We start from the raw sequence: 15,169 nt of genomic DNA, 5'->3' as shown, positions 1-15,169 counted from the left end.
TGAGTCCTATTCAATATAAGTTTCATGCCGCATAAAGAGTCTTTTTTCCTATTGTCTACTTGACAGGGTCAAGTTTATTCGGAGTTTTTATTCTTTAAATAATGTCTTTTTACAATTCTATAATCATATTTAATAGCTTATTGCTTCTATTTATAAAGTTATCCATTTCCTCTTGATTTAATTCTTTATTAGATAATAAAGCAAGATCAAGTATATAATTACAGATTAAATTTACTTTTTCTTCTCTTCCTTCTATATTTATTGAAGATATTTTTTTAATAATTGGATTGTTATTATTAACTACTAAGGTTCTTTCTTCTTTAAACATATCTGGCATATCCATACCCCCGAACATCCTACTCATTTCAGACATTCTTCTTGATTGCTCTGAAACTAATATCATAGCTGGTGTTTCAGAATTTTTTAAACTTTCTACCTTAACTTCTCTCACATTATTAGTAATTACTTCATTAAATAAGCTTTTAATTTTTTCATTCAAATCTTTATGTTCTTCAGTTTCATCACTTTTTAATATCTCAGAAATATCTGAGTCTATTCTTGCAAATGTAACTCCTGTTTCCTTTGCTTCTAAAAAGCTAATAAAATGATTATCTAAAGAACAATCTAATACTAAAGCATCTAAATTTGCTTCCTTGAACATTTTGATGTATTGAGATTGTTGCTTCTTATCAGATACATAAAATACTTTATTTTCATGCTTTTCTTTATTTTCTTCAAGATATTCTTTTAAAGTAATATAGTCACCATTTAATCTTTTAAAAATAATTATATCTTTAATCTTTTCATAAAAGCTTTCATCTCTTAAACATCCATATTTGATGAATATTTGTATATCGTTCCAGAAACTATTGAAATTTTCTCTTTCATTTTTATATAGGCCTACTAGTTTATCCGCTACTTTCTTAACTATGTGCTTAGAAATTTTCATTACGTCTTTATCCTTTTGTAGAAAACTCCTAGAAACATTTAAAGGTAAATCTGGACAATCAATTGTACCCTTTAGTAAAAGTAGGAAATCTGGTATAACTTCTTTAATATTATCAGCTACGAATACTTGGTTATTATATAATTTCACTTGACCTTCTGTAGCTTCTAATTCATGCTTTAATTTAGGGAAATATAGTATCCCTTTTAAATTAAATGGATAATCTACATTTAAATGAATCCAAAATAATGGATCATTAAAATCTAAAAATACTTTTTTATAAAATTCTTTATATTCTTCGTCTGTACAATCTTTTGGAGATTTCACCCAAAGTGGTGTTGTATCATTTAGAGGTTTTATATCCTCTTCTTTAACTTCTTTCCCCTCTTCTTCTAAATATATTTCTATTGGTAAGAATGAACAATATTTTTCTATAACTTCCCTAACTTTATAAGCTTCTAAGAATTCTTTACTATCATCAGCTACAAATAAAGTTATAGTTGTTCCTCTTTCTTTTCTATCTTCCGAAGGAGAAATTTCATATTCAGTTCCACCCTCACATATCCAAGTTACAGCTTCAGATCCTTCTAAATATGATAATGTATCAATTTGAACTTTTGTTGACACCATAAATGCAGAATAAAATCCTAGCCCAAAGTGTCCTATAATATCTTTTTCCTCGTCTATCTTGTCTTTATACTTATTTATAAAATCTTCTGCTCCAGAAAAGGCAACTTGATTAATATACTTCTTTACTTCTTCATCAGTCATACCGATTCCGTTGTCTATAAATTTTAAAGTTCCATTTTCTTTATTTACTGAAACTAAAATTCTATATTTTTCATTTTCACTTAATTTTACTTCACCTAAAGACCCTAGTCTTTTTAATTTGCTTATTGCATCACACCCATTACTTATAAGCTCTCTTATAAAAATGTCTTTATCAGAATATAACCATTTTTTTATTATAGGAAAAATATTCTCAGTATGAATTGATATATTTCCTTTATTTTTCTCCATAAAAATCCCTCCTCTTACATCAAAACATTTTATTTAATATAATAAAATATGTCAATATTTACTATGACCTATTTTTATCCTTTTATGTTTTTTATAGTTATTTAAATTGATAAATTTCAAAATAATATTCTATATCTTCAATTATCTACTATTTCAACTTTTTTATTATCTATTCCAACTACTGTTAAGTTATTATTTAAGTATTCTTCTACTATTTCAATAACTTCGTTAGTTATTATTTCTCCTGGGCATACTACTGGAACTCCCGGTGGATATGGCACTATAAAACTTTTTGATACCTTTCCTAAAGATTCTTTTAAACTTATTTTTTTACATTTCAAACTTAAAACTTGAAATGGCTCTAAAACTTTTGTAGGTAATATATTTTTGTAAATATAATTTCCTTCTATTAAACTTATTAAATTCATATCCAGTTCATTAAACGCTGAATAAATCTTCTCAAAGTCATTATTGCTATTGCAAGTTGATAATATCAACACTACACCTTTAGAAAAGCTCATTTCTGCTTGTATCTTTTTCGCCTTTAAGTAATCTAAAAGTTTGTGTCCACTAAATCCATCCCTTAATGTTACTAAATATCTGCTTTTGTCTATTTTATAATTTTCATCTATTTCAATTTTATCAATAATTTTAACTTTATTAAGTGAATTTATTTTTTCTCTCCAAAGCTCTGCTCTTTCAATCAAATTATCATAATCCTCTTCCCCATAATTATCTAAGTAATATCTTGAGTAATCTAAAGAAGCCATTATTAAATATGATGGAGAAGTTGTCATAAAAGCCTTTATGTAAAACTCAATATTCTCATCATTATTATTAACTAACAAAAACGCCCCTTGAGTAAGACTTGGTAAAGTCTTATGTGCACTTAAAACTACATAATCACCTAATTTAGCCATAGATTTAGGTAAACTTTTACTTATTCCTAAGTGTGCTCCATGAGCACTATCTATTATTATTCTCAATCCCTTATCCTTAAGCATTTTTATTGTATTTTCTAAATCATAGTAAACTCCAAAATAATTTGGATTAGTTAGTATAATTCCTTTTGGATTTTTCGAATTATTAAAAGCTTTTAAAATTTCTTCGTCCCTAGGAGGTAAAAAAATGCCTAAATTATTATCGATAACTGATTCAATATATACTACTTTTAATTTTCTTAAAATAATTGCATTATATATTGATTTATGACAATTCCTTTCAACTAATACTTCATCCCCTTCATTAAAAGCTGAAAAAATAGCCGCTAAATTTCCTGAGGAACTTCCATTAACTAAAAAGTATGCTTTATTAACCTTATATGTCTTCGCTAAAAGTTCTTGTGCTTCTTTTATTATACCTTCCGGCTGATGAAGATTATCTAGATTATCTACTTCTGTAATATCTAACTCTCCTAATGTTTCCTTAAATTTTCTTCCTAAATCATCCTTTAAAAACGCTTTGCCACTTTTATTTCCAGGCATTGATAATATTAAATTATATTCATTCTTATATTTTAGTAACTCTTCTAATAGCGGTGCTCTTTCCATTATTTCTCCTTTATTAGTTACTTATTATTTGAATTGATTTATTGTTAAATACTTTTCTAGTTACTTCTACTATATCTTCTTTTCTAATTTTATCTATTTCCTCTAGTTCCTCATCATATATTTTAAAATTTCCAAACATAGTACTATAAGTTGATAGTTCTTTAGCTAAAATAATATTTTGTTCTTCTCTAAATAACTTTTTAAGCTTTATGGATTTTACATAATCAATAATATCTTCTTCACTAATAATTAAATTAGAATTTTTCACACTCTCTATGCATTCATTAATTATATCTAAAGTCTTTTTCAGATTCTTCTTTGAGGTGCTGAAAGTAATTTTATATAACTTAATATACTTTTCATAAGCTATCTTAGTTATGATATCATAGATAAGACCATTCTTAGTTCTTAGGTTATTAAATAATACTGAGTTTACACCATCGCCAAAATATTCATTGAATATTCTTAAGGCTTTCATTTCATCATAGTTCAATTCATCTATTGGAAATATCATTTGAACCTTACATCCATTAATCCCCTCTCTGATATCCTTGAAAATATTGAAGTTATCTATATCATAAATTGCTTCATCTTTAAAGCTTTCTTTATTACTTTCCCACTCCATAAAATACTTTTCGATTATTAATTTTATTTCTTCAATATCTAAAGATGATACTACAGCAATAGATGTATTTTCCGGTTTATAATTTTTATTATAGAAATCTATAATATCATTTAAAGTTATTTTATCTAAATCTTTCATTCTACCTATAATTGGATATTTAATCCTTCTTTCTTGAAAGCTATTTAAATATAACTTATCTTCACAAAATTGATCTAGCTCTTCATCCCATTCACTTAACTCTTCTCTTATAACGCTCATTTCTTCAATAAATCCTTCTTCTTTAAATGTAGGATTTATAAGTATATCCGAAAATATATCTACAGCTTTCTCGAAGTCTTCATTTAACATAGTTCCATAGTAAATAACATAAGGATAATTTGTCATTGCATTTTGAAATCCAAAAATTCTACTTAACTCCTTATTTATATTTACTTCGCTTCGATTTTTTGTTCCCTTATATAACATGTGCTCGGTAGCATGTGCTAATCCGAATATTTCTTTTTCTTTGCAAGCTCCTGCATCTATTGAAATTGATATTGATGTAAGCTTAGAAATAGTTTTTTTATAAATAAGCTTTATCCCATTATTCAGTAATATTTCCATAGTTACCTCCATAAAATTACTATACCTATTTTTATAGCTTTGTTACAAAATATTAAATTAAAGAAAAAACTCCTTGCGGAGTTTCAAAAATAACTTTTTTAGTAATTCATTTTAAATTAAATCTCTATTTTTTTATTAGACATCTTACATTACTATTTTGGATCTTCTTTTCTAGAGCTTTAATTTTACTCTGCTTTTAATGCAATTGCACATTCAATTCTTTTCTTTTGCATTTTACAACCTATTTCATAAGGTATCTTCATATCACCATTAAAACTAAAGTTGTTCGCTTGACATCCTCCACTACAATAGAATCTCGCCCAACAATCTTTACATTTTGGCTTATTGTATATATGAGCTTTTTTAAACTCTTTACCAATCTCTTTATCATATGTATCATCGTATATACTTCCAAGTTTAAATTCTTCTTTTCCTACGAATTGATGACATGGATAAACATCACCTTGAGGAGTTATTGCAACATATTCAAAACCTGCTCCACAACCTGAAATCCTCTTATAAACACATGGTCCACCATTTAAATCAACATTAAAATGATAAAAGTTATATTCTCCCTTTTTTTCTCTTTTTCTTTTTGCCATATCTTCATATAACTTATCATAACTTTTCATTATTTCTGGCAAATCTTCTTCTCTTAGTGCAAGAGGATGTCCATTTTCTAATACTACTGGTTCTATAGAAACTTGATCAAAACCTTCATTTACCATAGCCATTACATCTTCAAAGAAATCAGTATTTGCTTTTGTAAATGTACCTCTAACATAATACATTTTGCCAGGAGATCTCTTTTTAATCATTTTCTTTATATTTGGAACTATATCATCATAAGATCCACTTCCATTAATTTTTATTCTTGCATTGTCATTAACGCATTTTCTTCCATCCAATGAAAGTATAATATTCCCCATTTCTTTATCCATAAAATCCATCATATCATCATTTAAAAGAGTTGCATTTGTTGTCATTGTAAATCTTATATTTTTCTTCCACTCTTTTTCATTTTCTCTAGCATACTGTATTATTTCTTTTACAGTATCCATAATCATAGTTGGTTCTCCACCAAATAAATCTATTTCAATATTTCTTCTTGGACCGCTCCTTTTCACTACGTAATCTATTGCTTTTTTAGCAGTCTCTAAAGACATAACTCCTTTATGTCCATTATATTCGCCTTCATCAGCAAAACAATATTTACATCTTAAATTACATCCATGAATTATATTCAAGCATACAGCCTTTATATAATCTCTATCATTCATTGAACCATGTGCTATATCTTCATACTTATCTTCAGAATATAATATCCCATCATTAATAAGTTCTAATATCTCATCATAAGCCTCTACAATGGATTCTTCTTCATATTTATCACTTAAAAGTCTAATTACTTCTTCTTTATCCTTCATTCCATCATCATGAACTAAATCATATACTAAATCATCTACTATATGGACTGCTCCTGTATTTACATCTAATACAAAACAGTTATCACCTTGCTTAAATTTATGTATTAAAGACATTTTATCCCCCTCCCAAAACTTTGCTTAACCTAAAAAGTAAGCAGCAACTTAACAGTTACCGCTTTTGTTAATTAGTTTTCACACTCTAAGTTTGCAACCGTACATGAAGTTTTGCATGCTGATTGACATGAGTTAGCACATTCTTTACAACCTGGTTTTACTAAGCTGTTTTTGATATTACTCTTATTAATTGTCTTTATATGTTTCATGATTATACTCCCCCAATCTTCCAAAATCCTTCACGATTATACCATAAAAATGTTACTTTTAAAAGTACATTTTATTAGTTTGATTGATTTCTTGTAATATAGCCATTAAAGGGTATTCTAACCGCTACTCCTGTTCTATCAAATTCATATTCTGTATCTTTCAATGGTTCTTTACCATTTGCTAAGTTTAATCCTATTTTATAAAGGGCTATTGCTTTTGCTTTAGGGTCATGGAAAACTGTTCCTGTCATAAATCCACTATCTATCATTTCTATTGCTTCAGCTGATCCGCCTACACCCACTACTGATATAAATTTATTTGGATCTCCCATATTATATCCACTTTCTTGAAGTGCCCTAACTGCTCCTATAGCCATATCATCATTGTTTGAAATTATTACCTCTATATTATCTCCATACTTTGAAAATAAATCTTTAGTCTTTTCTTTAGCACATTCTTGCTCCCAATTACATACTTGTTCAGCTATCATATTAGTTCTAATTTTATTATCATTTAAAGCTCTTATAACACATTCACTTCTTAAAGTGGCTTCTATATTCCCTACATCCCCTTCTAGCAATACATAATCTATGGCATCATTTTTATTTTTATCTTTTATATTTCCACTTCTTATCTCATTTATTATCATTTGACTTTTAATTCTACCTGCGTCACAAGATTCAGTCCCTACATATAAAGACTTGTTATAAGCTTTAATCTCATTTAAAGATAGTGGTTCTCTATTAAAAACTATAAGAGGAGTGTTAGTTTCTTTTATTTTACTAATTATAGAATCTGCTTGCTGTATATCCACAATGTTTAACAATATCAAGTCTACTTTCATATTTATAAGTTCATCTATTTGTCTATTTTGTAATTCTTGACTTGCATTAGCGTCATAAAACAAATAGTCTATTTTATCATTATTTTCATTTTCTATTTTTAATAATTCGCTTTTTACTTGAGAAAGATAATTCGTATCTCCTCTATATAGAAGAACTCCTACTTTTATTGGATTTTTATTAATAACAGTAGCGCTAACATCTAACTTAAATATGCTAATAATTATAATTATTAAAATACTAAATATACTTATTCTTTTCATACTATTCTTCATATCTCCTTAATCATTTGTGTATTTATATTATTTCATAGTAATTTACCTGTAGAATTAGTATAAATTATAAAAAAATTTTTATTCTAAAAAACATAATAAATTTGATTTTATTTTAAATACGAAAAAAAGTTGTGATACTGTTTTAAAATAGCTTTTTCTCACAACCTCTTATAGCACTTATATTAAAGACATATATACTTATGCAGTTTAAATTATATATCCGTTATAAGGTATTCTAACTCCAACTCCTGTAATATCAAAGTTGTATAAAGTACCTTTTAATTTCGGATCTCCTTTTACTAGATTGTTACCTATTGTATATAATACCTTTGCCATCTCTTCACTATTTTGGATTACTGTCCCTGTCATAAAACCTTTTTCTATTGCATTTTTTGCTTCATCTGTCCCATCTACCCCAACAACTGGTATATATTTTTCTTTGTCTCCTGTATTATATCCATATTTCTGCAATGCCATTATAGCACCTATTGCCATTGAATCATTATTAGCAATTATTAAGTCAATAGTATTCCCATATTTTAAAAACAATTCATCTATTTTCATCATCGCACATTCTTTTTCCCAATTACAATACTCATTAGCAATAATATTAGTCCTAATATTATTCTCATTTAAAGCCCTAATAGCACATTCACTTCTTAGTTGAGCTTCAATATTCTCAGCTTCACCATTTAATATGATAGTATCTAGACTACCATTTTGATTTGCATCCCTTATTATTTGTTGCTTTATTTCTTCTAATATCATAGATGCCTGAATATTTCCTGCTTCACAAGCTTCAGTCCCTATATAAAGCGCCTTATTATACGATTTTATCCATTCTAAAGTTTTAGGTTCCCTATTAAAAAATAAAACTGGAATATTGCTTGCTTTTATTTTATCGATTGCTACTTTAGATTTATTAATATCTACTAAATTTAATAGAATTACATCTACATTCTTATTTATTAATTCATCAATTTGAGAGTTTTGTAATTCTTGACTATCTTTTGCATCATAAAACTCAAATTTAACTGTATCCTTATTTGCATTTTCAATTTTCAACAATTCATTTTTGACACTTCTTATGTATTCATCATCTTCTTTATATAGTAACACTCCAAAATTTATTGGATACTTGTATAAAACAATAGCTTTCGATTTATAATCAAAAGCTATTATTACCATAATTGAAATCAATATAAAAACACTTAGCTTTTTCATAAAACACCCCATATATTATAATAATTTAAAATTAAAAACCTTATAAACTTATTCTTCCTATATGTTCTGAATTTATGTTATATTAATAACATTAATTTTTATTTATATAATGGTAAATGTATTGTAGCTTAGTATATTTTACATAAAGAACCTATATTTTTATATTGCTCAATTTTTTATTTTTGTTATTATGTATATAGACTTTAGTATCTTCCAAGTGGAGTGAAAAAGTCACTACAGAATAATCTGGGGAGTGATTTTGGCAAATCACTCTTTTTTTATTTATTATTTAAGTATTCCTCAAAACGCCTAATTGAATCCTTCTTACCTATAACAACTATCAAATCATTTTCTTTTAATATAAAGCTAGGATCTAACTCTATTATTGTTTCTTCATCTCTTTCTAAGGCTATTATATTTAATCCAAAGTTATTACGAATATTAGACTTTAAAATTGATTTATCATCTATTACTTCAGTAACTCTAACTTCTTCTATGTGAATATCATTATTTAACTCTATGAACTCAAAAGCTTCTTCATTTAATAATCTATTTGCAATTCTAATAGCCATATCATTTTCTGGATAAACAACCTCTGCACCTATTTTTCTTAATACACAGCCTTGTTCATAAGTATTAGCTTTAGAAATAACTCTTTTTACTCCCATATTTATTACATTTAATGTTGTTAAAATACTAACATCTATTTTTTCTCCAATACATACAAACACAGTTTCACAATTCTGAATCCCTGTTTCTTCTAGTGCTTCTTTTCCTAAATTATTTACTACAAAAGCATTATCAGTTAAATTTCTTATTTGCTTTATTTTATTTTCATCACTATCTAAAACTATAACTTCCTTCCCTGCCTCAATTAAAGTTTTTGCTAATGCAAATCCAAATCTCCCTATTCCTATTATTCCAAATTCTACGTATTTTTTATGATTAAACATAATTATCCTCCTATCCAATTATAACTGTTTCTTCTGAGTAACATGCGTTTGCAGTCTCTTTAAATGACCATATACTTGCCATTGTCATTGGTCCAAGTCTTCCAATAAACATAATTAAAGATACAATTACTTTACTTATATCTTCAAGATCTGGCGTAATTCCAGTAGATAACCCTACAGTACCAAAAGCGCTAGTTACTTCAAACAACAATTGAATAAAAGAATACTCTTGCTCTATTATACTTAAGGCAAATGTACCAAGGCTCACTACAGCTATTGCTAATACAAATATATTAAAAGCTTTTAAAACAACAGCCATTGGTATTTTTCTCTTAAATGCTACACAATTTTTATTTGTAGATGTACTGTAAATACTCTTAAACAAAGTGAATATCGTTGTAGTTTTTATACCTCCTCCTGTAGACCCAGGTGAAGCACCAATAAACATTAATACAGTTAAAGTGAATAAACCTGCATTTGTGAAATTTCCAAGAGGATATGTACTAAAACCAGCAGTTCTAGCAGAAGTACTAAAGAAAAATGCTCCAAGCCATGATATATCTTCAGTAGCTTTAAGTAATACTGTTCCAACTAAAAGCAATACAATTGTTACAGTTATTACTACTTTTGCATGTAGACTAAACTTTTTAAAATTTCTCTTTCCTATTATTTCTTTTATAACTAAAAATCCTAGTCCACCAAAAATAATTAATCCACATGTTGTTAAATTTAATAATACATTATTTTGATATGGTATTAGATTCTGAAGACCACCTAATATATCAAAACCAGAATTATTAAAAGCAGCAATAGAATGGAACATACTTATTCCTAATGCATCTAACGGACTATAATCCTTAGAGAAAACTAAATAACTTAATATAACCCCAACTAACTCAAAACTTAAAGTAAGAAATAAAATAGATTTAACAAGTTTTACAAGCCCCTTCATCGTATCTAAATTCATTGATTCCTTTATCAATACTCTCTCTTTAATCCCTACTTTTCTACCCATAAGTATAATGAATCCAACCCCTACTGACGTAACTCCGAGTCCTCCTATTTGAATTAACAAAGCTACTACTGCTCGTCCAAAAACTGTAAATGTGTCAGCAGTATCAATTGCTATTAATCCTGTTACACAAACTGCACTAGTTGATGTAAATAGAGCATCTACCCATGAAACTTCTACTCCATCACGTATTGATATTGGTAGTTTTAATAGTATTGTTCCAATAACAATTACGCTAAAAAATCCTAGCACAATTATTCTACCTGGACTAATTTTTTTTAATAATTTCATATAATGATCTCCTTTAATCTATATAACTGAAACGATTATTATTAGATCTTCTCCTTATTTAGGATAATTATATATTCCTTATTTTATACTGTCAATTTCGTTATTTTTATTAAAATTCTTATAATTTTACTAATTAATGTAACTACGATTGTTTATTGTCCATTTAATCACAAAAGGTCAAAATTTCACAATTTATCGACTTATCTGTAAATAAAAATATACAAAAAAATATCCTCCTATACAAGAGGATATTTTTTATATTTATCTCTATTCATCCCATCCTTCAGGGAATTCAGCATTGTGATACACTTCTTGAACATCATCATCATCTTCAAGTAAATCTAACATTTTTTGGAATTTCTTTGCATCATCTTCAGTGATTTCAGTATATGTATCTGGAATCATTTTAACTGCTGCTTCCAAGAATTCAATTCCTTCTGCTTCTAAAACTTCTCTAACTGAACCGAAATCTTCTGGTGTAGTTGTTACTATAAAAACTTCTTCTTCTGAAGCAAAATCTTCTGCTCCTGAATCAAGTGCAAGCATCATTATTTCATCTTCATCTCTATCTTCTTTTTCAATAACTATTTCTCCCTTTTCTTGGAACATGAAGCTTACACATCCTGTGGCTCCCATGTTTCCACCGCCTTTTGTGAAGGCACTTCTTACATTTCCTGCTGATCTGTTTTTATTATCTGTTAAAGTTTCTACTATTACAGCAACTCCTGATGGCCCATAACCTTCATAAACTATCTTTTCATAGTTAACTCCTGAAAGTTCACCTGAAGCCTTCTTAATTGATCTAGTTATTGTATCATTAGGCATATTTGCAGCCTTTGCCTTAGCTATTACATCTCTTAATTTTGGATTTGTGTCGGGAACAGGACCACCATTTTTGACTGCTATCATTATTTCTTTACCTAACTTTGTAAAGATTTTTCCTCTTTTCGCATCTGCTTTTCCTTTTTTATTTTGTATATTATGCCATTTTGAATGTCCTGACATTTTTTATTCCTCCCAACATTATTAAATATTATTATAAATACATTGGGATTATATCATAATTATTTTATTATTACAAATGTGTTAAATTAACTTATATAATCTATTTTCTTCTTTAAAATACACACCTTCATCTTTTCTATTTATTATTATTTTCCCATTCGATATTTCTATAATGCTTTTTTCAATTTCTTTTGCTAAATCAAGCTCTGATAATAAATGCACTACTACCTTATCTGTATATTCAACTTCTTCAATATGCCAGTTATTTTCATTACATTTATATTGTATTTTACCAAGCATGTCATAGTCCATACAAAGTAATAATCTAATTCCCTTTACTTTTTCAACTATTCCTCCAGCCTTTAATGCAATTGAAGCCCCTTTAGTGTACGCTCTTGTAAGTCCTCCTGCTCCAAGTAATATTCCTCCAAAATATCTAGTCACTACTATTGCACAATCAGTTATATTACTTTTTTTCATAACTTCTAATATAGGTATACCAGCCGTTCCCTGAGGCTCTCCATCATCGCTATATCTTTGAATCCCCATATTTGCTCCAATAATATAAGCAAAACAATTATGCCTAGCCTGTTTATGCATATTTTTTATCTCAGTAACAAAAGCCTTTGCCTCTTCTTCAGTTTCACATCTTTTTGCGTAACCTATGAACTCTGATTTTTTTTCTATAAATCTATCTTCCCCGTATTCTCTAATAGTAACGTAACTCACTTAAGTTCCTCCTTTATTAACTCTATTCCTTCAACTATTTTCTTCTTACTTGCTTGTGAGAAACTAATTCTAAAATAACTATCTCCATTACTTGGCTCCTTAAATAATACAGTACCTGGTGTAATATATAAATTTTTATTTTTTAATTTATAAAATAATTCCTTTGAACTTACATTTTTATTTTCTATTTCTAAATAAAAATATAGCCCTCCTTTAGGATCAATATATGAAACCTCGTCTGCTAGTTCTTTATTTATTAATTCCCTCATTAATAAATATTTTTCTTTATACAAATTTTGTTGAAAGTCAATATTCTTTTTCCAGAGTCCTTCACTAATATAAAGTTCCAAAGCCCTTTGCATAAGGCTAGAAGTTGCAATATCAGTATTGATCTTAGAACTTTGAATCGTTTCATTAAAAAATGATGGAGTTATCATATAACCAAGTCTTATTCCAGGCAAAAAAACCTTAGAAAAACTCTTTATATATATCACTCTTTCATATTTGTCTAAACTCTTTAAAGGTTCATGTTTTATTTTATCATCATATATTAATTCTGATAGGTAGTCATCTTCAATAATATAAAAATCATATTTATTCGCTAACTCTAATAATTTTAATTTTTTTTCTAAACTATAGCTTACTCCAGTCGGATTATGAAAATAACTCATAGTATAAAAGCAACTAATACTATTTTTTTTTAATATCTCTTCAAAGGCTTGCAAGTCTAGCCCATCTTTTTCTAGACCTATTTCAAATATATTAGCTCTTCTCCATTTAAATACAGAAATAGCTCCTCCATAAGTAGGTCTTTCTACTACTACATTATCATTTATATTTACTATTGCCTTCGAAGCTATATCAATACCTTGCTGTGCTCCTGAAACAATTAAAATATTATTTAAATCTAAATTATCATTCCAAAATGCTTTATTTATAGTTCTTCTTAAATTTTCATATCCAAGAGATTCTTTTGTAATTAAAGCATTTCCTCCATCTCTATCTAAAACTTTATTAATAACATTCTTAAAATCTTCTATTGGGAAATAAACCTCTGAATTGGTTTCCCCAGTAAAATCAATTATATTTTTTAAATCATCTGATGATAAATCCTTAAATATTTTTGAATATTCCCTACTAAAAGCTGAAGTTACTTCTCTTCTCTTTGCATAAGTTCCTGAACCAACTTTCTGATATGCATATCCATCCACCTTTAACTTTTTATATGCATTAACTATAGTAACTTTATTTACATTTAAAATAGTAGAAAATTCTCTAATAGTTGGTAACTTCTCACCATCTTTAATAACTCTATTATCTATTAATTTTTTCAAATGGCTTGCTATCTGAATATATTTGGGAATATCCTCTTTAAAGCATATTTCATACAATTCTTTCATAAAGCCTCCAAAAGATTACTTTTTATACTGATATACATTTTCTATAGCTAGAAAATTACCTTTAGAATCAGTAAGCTCCCTTTTACTTTTTACAATAATATTATTTTTATATAGAACTTTAAGTATCTCTTCTATTTTAATTTTAAAATTTTTAAAATATGGGTTTACTTTAATATCATAAGCACTTAATGCTATGTCTTGATTCTTAATAAAATTAAGTAAATCCTTTGAAGCCTTTTCTATATTATGCTCCAAATAATTTTCCATATAGTTTAATAAAGCCTCTATGCTTTCATCATTAACTTCTTTATAAAATAAATCCTGTACCTTATCATTTAGACTATCATTTAAATTGCATGCCATAGTTAATGAGTCTTTACTAACTGTGTAACCATTAATACTCAGAAAAAGCATTGAAAAATTATTTAATGCTCTTATTAATAACTCATGTGCTGTATATCCACTATCTTTACTTAAATATTTTCTGCATACTGTTATTTCCTTAAAGCAATTTCCTAGATAAACTAAATTTAACCTTCCTTTATCAGAATCTATCATATATATAATCTTTTGGTACAAATCTGTTATTTCAGTATCGATTGAATATATCATTTTAGAAGCTAATAGAGAATTTATAATTATATCTCTTTTACCAGCTTCATTATAGTAACTTTTAAATAATTCTTTACTTATAAATTTTATATGTATTGGTATATCTAACACTTCAGAATATACATCTCTGATTTCATTAAATTCATCTTTATATATTACAAATAAATCAATATTAGATCCTTGCCATATATCACCACTTACCATACTTCCAAATATGAATATAGAAATAATATTATTATTTTTCTTTAATTTCTCTGTTATTTCTTTAAATGCATTTTGATAATCACTTATTGATTTTGTCATTATTCACCCCTATTTGTTAAATTTGTAT

13 protein-coding genes are annotated in these 15,169 nt (G+C 27.2%); all 13 read right to left on the bottom strand.

The window, feature by feature from the left end; genetic code table 11:
- Positions 1–109: 109 nt before the first annotated feature.
- The 13 genes from htpG to QK892_RS12900 all read right to left on the bottom strand — a co-directional run bounded on the left by htpG (position 110) and on the right by QK892_RS12900 (position 15,141).
- A complete protein-coding gene (gene htpG / locus QK892_RS12960; RefSeq protein ID WP_317273958.1) occupies positions 110–1,966 on the bottom strand; it encodes a molecular chaperone HtpG in 1,857 nt (618 codons plus the stop codon).
- 137 nt (positions 1,967–2,103) lie between these two features.
- Positions 2,104–3,516 (bottom strand): aminotransferase class I/II-fold pyridoxal phosphate-dependent enzyme, encoded by a 1,413-nt coding sequence (locus QK892_RS12955; RefSeq protein ID WP_317273957.1) that lies wholly within the window; start codon positions 3,514–3,516, stop codon positions 2,104–2,106.
- A gap of 13 nt (positions 3,517–3,529) precedes the next feature.
- A complete protein-coding gene (locus QK892_RS12950) occupies positions 3,530–4,744 on the bottom strand; it encodes a M16 family metallopeptidase (RefSeq protein WP_317273956.1) in 1,215 nt (404 codons plus the stop codon).
- A 185-nt stretch (positions 4,745–4,929) separates the two neighbouring features.
- On the bottom strand, positions 4,930–6,285 hold the full coding sequence (scfB, locus tag QK892_RS12945; RefSeq protein WP_317273955.1) for a thioether cross-link-forming SCIFF peptide maturase: 1,356 nt from the start codon (positions 6,283–6,285) through the stop codon (positions 4,930–4,932).
- Positions 6,286–6,356: 71 nt separating this feature from the next.
- Positions 6,357–6,494 (bottom strand): six-cysteine ranthipeptide SCIFF, encoded by a 138-nt coding sequence (scfA, locus tag QK892_RS12940; RefSeq protein ID WP_317273954.1) that lies wholly within the window; start codon positions 6,492–6,494, stop codon positions 6,357–6,359.
- Positions 6,495–6,568: 74 nt separating this feature from the next.
- Positions 6,569–7,600 carry a galactose ABC transporter substrate-binding protein gene (locus QK892_RS12935; protein ID WP_317273953.1) on the bottom strand — a complete coding sequence of 344 codons (1,032 nt, stop codon included), beginning with the start codon at positions 7,598–7,600 and terminating at the stop codon, positions 6,569–6,571.
- 219 nt (positions 7,601–7,819) lie between these two features.
- Positions 7,820–8,836 (bottom strand): galactose ABC transporter substrate-binding protein, encoded by a 1,017-nt coding sequence (locus QK892_RS12930; protein ID WP_317273952.1) that lies wholly within the window; start codon positions 8,834–8,836, stop codon positions 7,820–7,822.
- Positions 8,837–9,114: 278 nt separating this feature from the next.
- Positions 9,115–9,789 carry a potassium channel family protein gene (locus QK892_RS12925; RefSeq protein ID WP_317273951.1) on the bottom strand — a complete coding sequence of 225 codons (675 nt, stop codon included), beginning with the start codon at positions 9,787–9,789 and terminating at the stop codon, positions 9,115–9,117.
- A 10-nt stretch (positions 9,790–9,799) separates the two neighbouring features.
- Positions 9,800–11,092, bottom strand: coding sequence for a TrkH family potassium uptake protein (locus QK892_RS12920; protein ID WP_317273950.1), 1,293 nt, complete (start codon positions 11,090–11,092; stop codon positions 9,800–9,802).
- Positions 11,093–11,359: 267 nt separating this feature from the next.
- Entirely contained in the window at positions 11,360–12,097 is a 738-nt protein-coding gene (locus QK892_RS12915; protein WP_317273949.1) for a YebC/PmpR family DNA-binding transcriptional regulator, read from the bottom strand.
- Between the two features lie 81 nt (positions 12,098–12,178).
- On the bottom strand, positions 12,179–12,826 hold the full coding sequence (locus tag QK892_RS12910) for a YigZ family protein (RefSeq protein ID WP_317273948.1): 648 nt from the start codon (positions 12,824–12,826) through the stop codon (positions 12,179–12,181).
- Entirely contained in the window at positions 12,823–14,226 is a 1,404-nt protein-coding gene (locus tag QK892_RS12905; protein ID WP_317273947.1) for an aminotransferase-like domain-containing protein, read from the bottom strand. Before QK892_RS12905 ends, QK892_RS12910 begins: the two co-directional genes overlap by 4 nt.
- A 15-nt stretch (positions 14,227–14,241) precedes the next feature.
- Positions 14,242–15,141, bottom strand: a complete 900-nt coding sequence (locus QK892_RS12900) for a nucleotidyltransferase domain-containing protein (protein ID WP_317273946.1) — start codon at positions 15,139–15,141, stop codon at positions 14,242–14,244.
- Positions 15,142–15,169 lie beyond the last annotated feature (28 nt).

This window comes from Clostridium lamae (genome assembly GCF_033043255.1).
Taxonomy (GTDB): Bacteria; Bacillota; Clostridia; order Clostridiales; family Clostridiaceae; genus Clostridium; species Clostridium lamae.
This window is presented reverse-complemented; position numbering and strand designations above follow the sequence as displayed.

Coding starts and splice junctions, on each gene's coding strand:
- scfB (WP_317273955.1), bottom strand. CDS start 6,285: ATGTCTTTAATACATAAATTTAAGCAAGGTGATAACTGTTTTGTATTA.
- QK892_RS12900 (WP_317273946.1), bottom strand. CDS start 15,141: ATGACAAAATCAATAAGTGATTATCAAAATGCATTTAAAGAAATAACA.
- QK892_RS12905 (WP_317273947.1), bottom strand. CDS start 14,226: ATGAAAGAATTGTATGAAATATGCTTTAAAGAGGATATTCCCAAATAT.
- QK892_RS12930 (WP_317273952.1), bottom strand. CDS start 8,836: ATGAAAAAGCTAAGTGTTTTTATATTGATTTCAATTATGGTAATAATA.
- QK892_RS12950 (WP_317273956.1), bottom strand. CDS start 4,744: ATGGAAATATTACTGAATAATGGGATAAAGCTTATTTATAAAAAAACT.
- QK892_RS12935 (WP_317273953.1), bottom strand. CDS start 7,600: ATGAAAAGAATAAGTATATTTAGTATTTTAATAATTATAATTATTAGC.
- scfA (WP_317273954.1), bottom strand. CDS start 6,494: ATGAAACATATAAAGACAATTAATAAGAGTAATATCAAAAACAGCTTA.
- htpG (WP_317273958.1), bottom strand. CDS start 1,966: ATGGAGAAAAATAAAGGAAATATATCAATTCATACTGAGAATATTTTT.
- QK892_RS12920 (WP_317273950.1), bottom strand. CDS start 11,092: ATGAAATTATTAAAAAAAATTAGTCCAGGTAGAATAATTGTGCTAGGA.
- QK892_RS12925 (WP_317273951.1), bottom strand. CDS start 9,789: ATGTTTAATCATAAAAAATACGTAGAATTTGGAATAATAGGAATAGGG.
- QK892_RS12955 (WP_317273957.1), bottom strand. CDS start 3,516: ATGGAAAGAGCACCGCTATTAGAAGAGTTACTAAAATATAAGAATGAA.
- QK892_RS12915 (WP_317273949.1), bottom strand. CDS start 12,097: ATGTCAGGACATTCAAAATGGCATAATATACAAAATAAAAAAGGAAAA.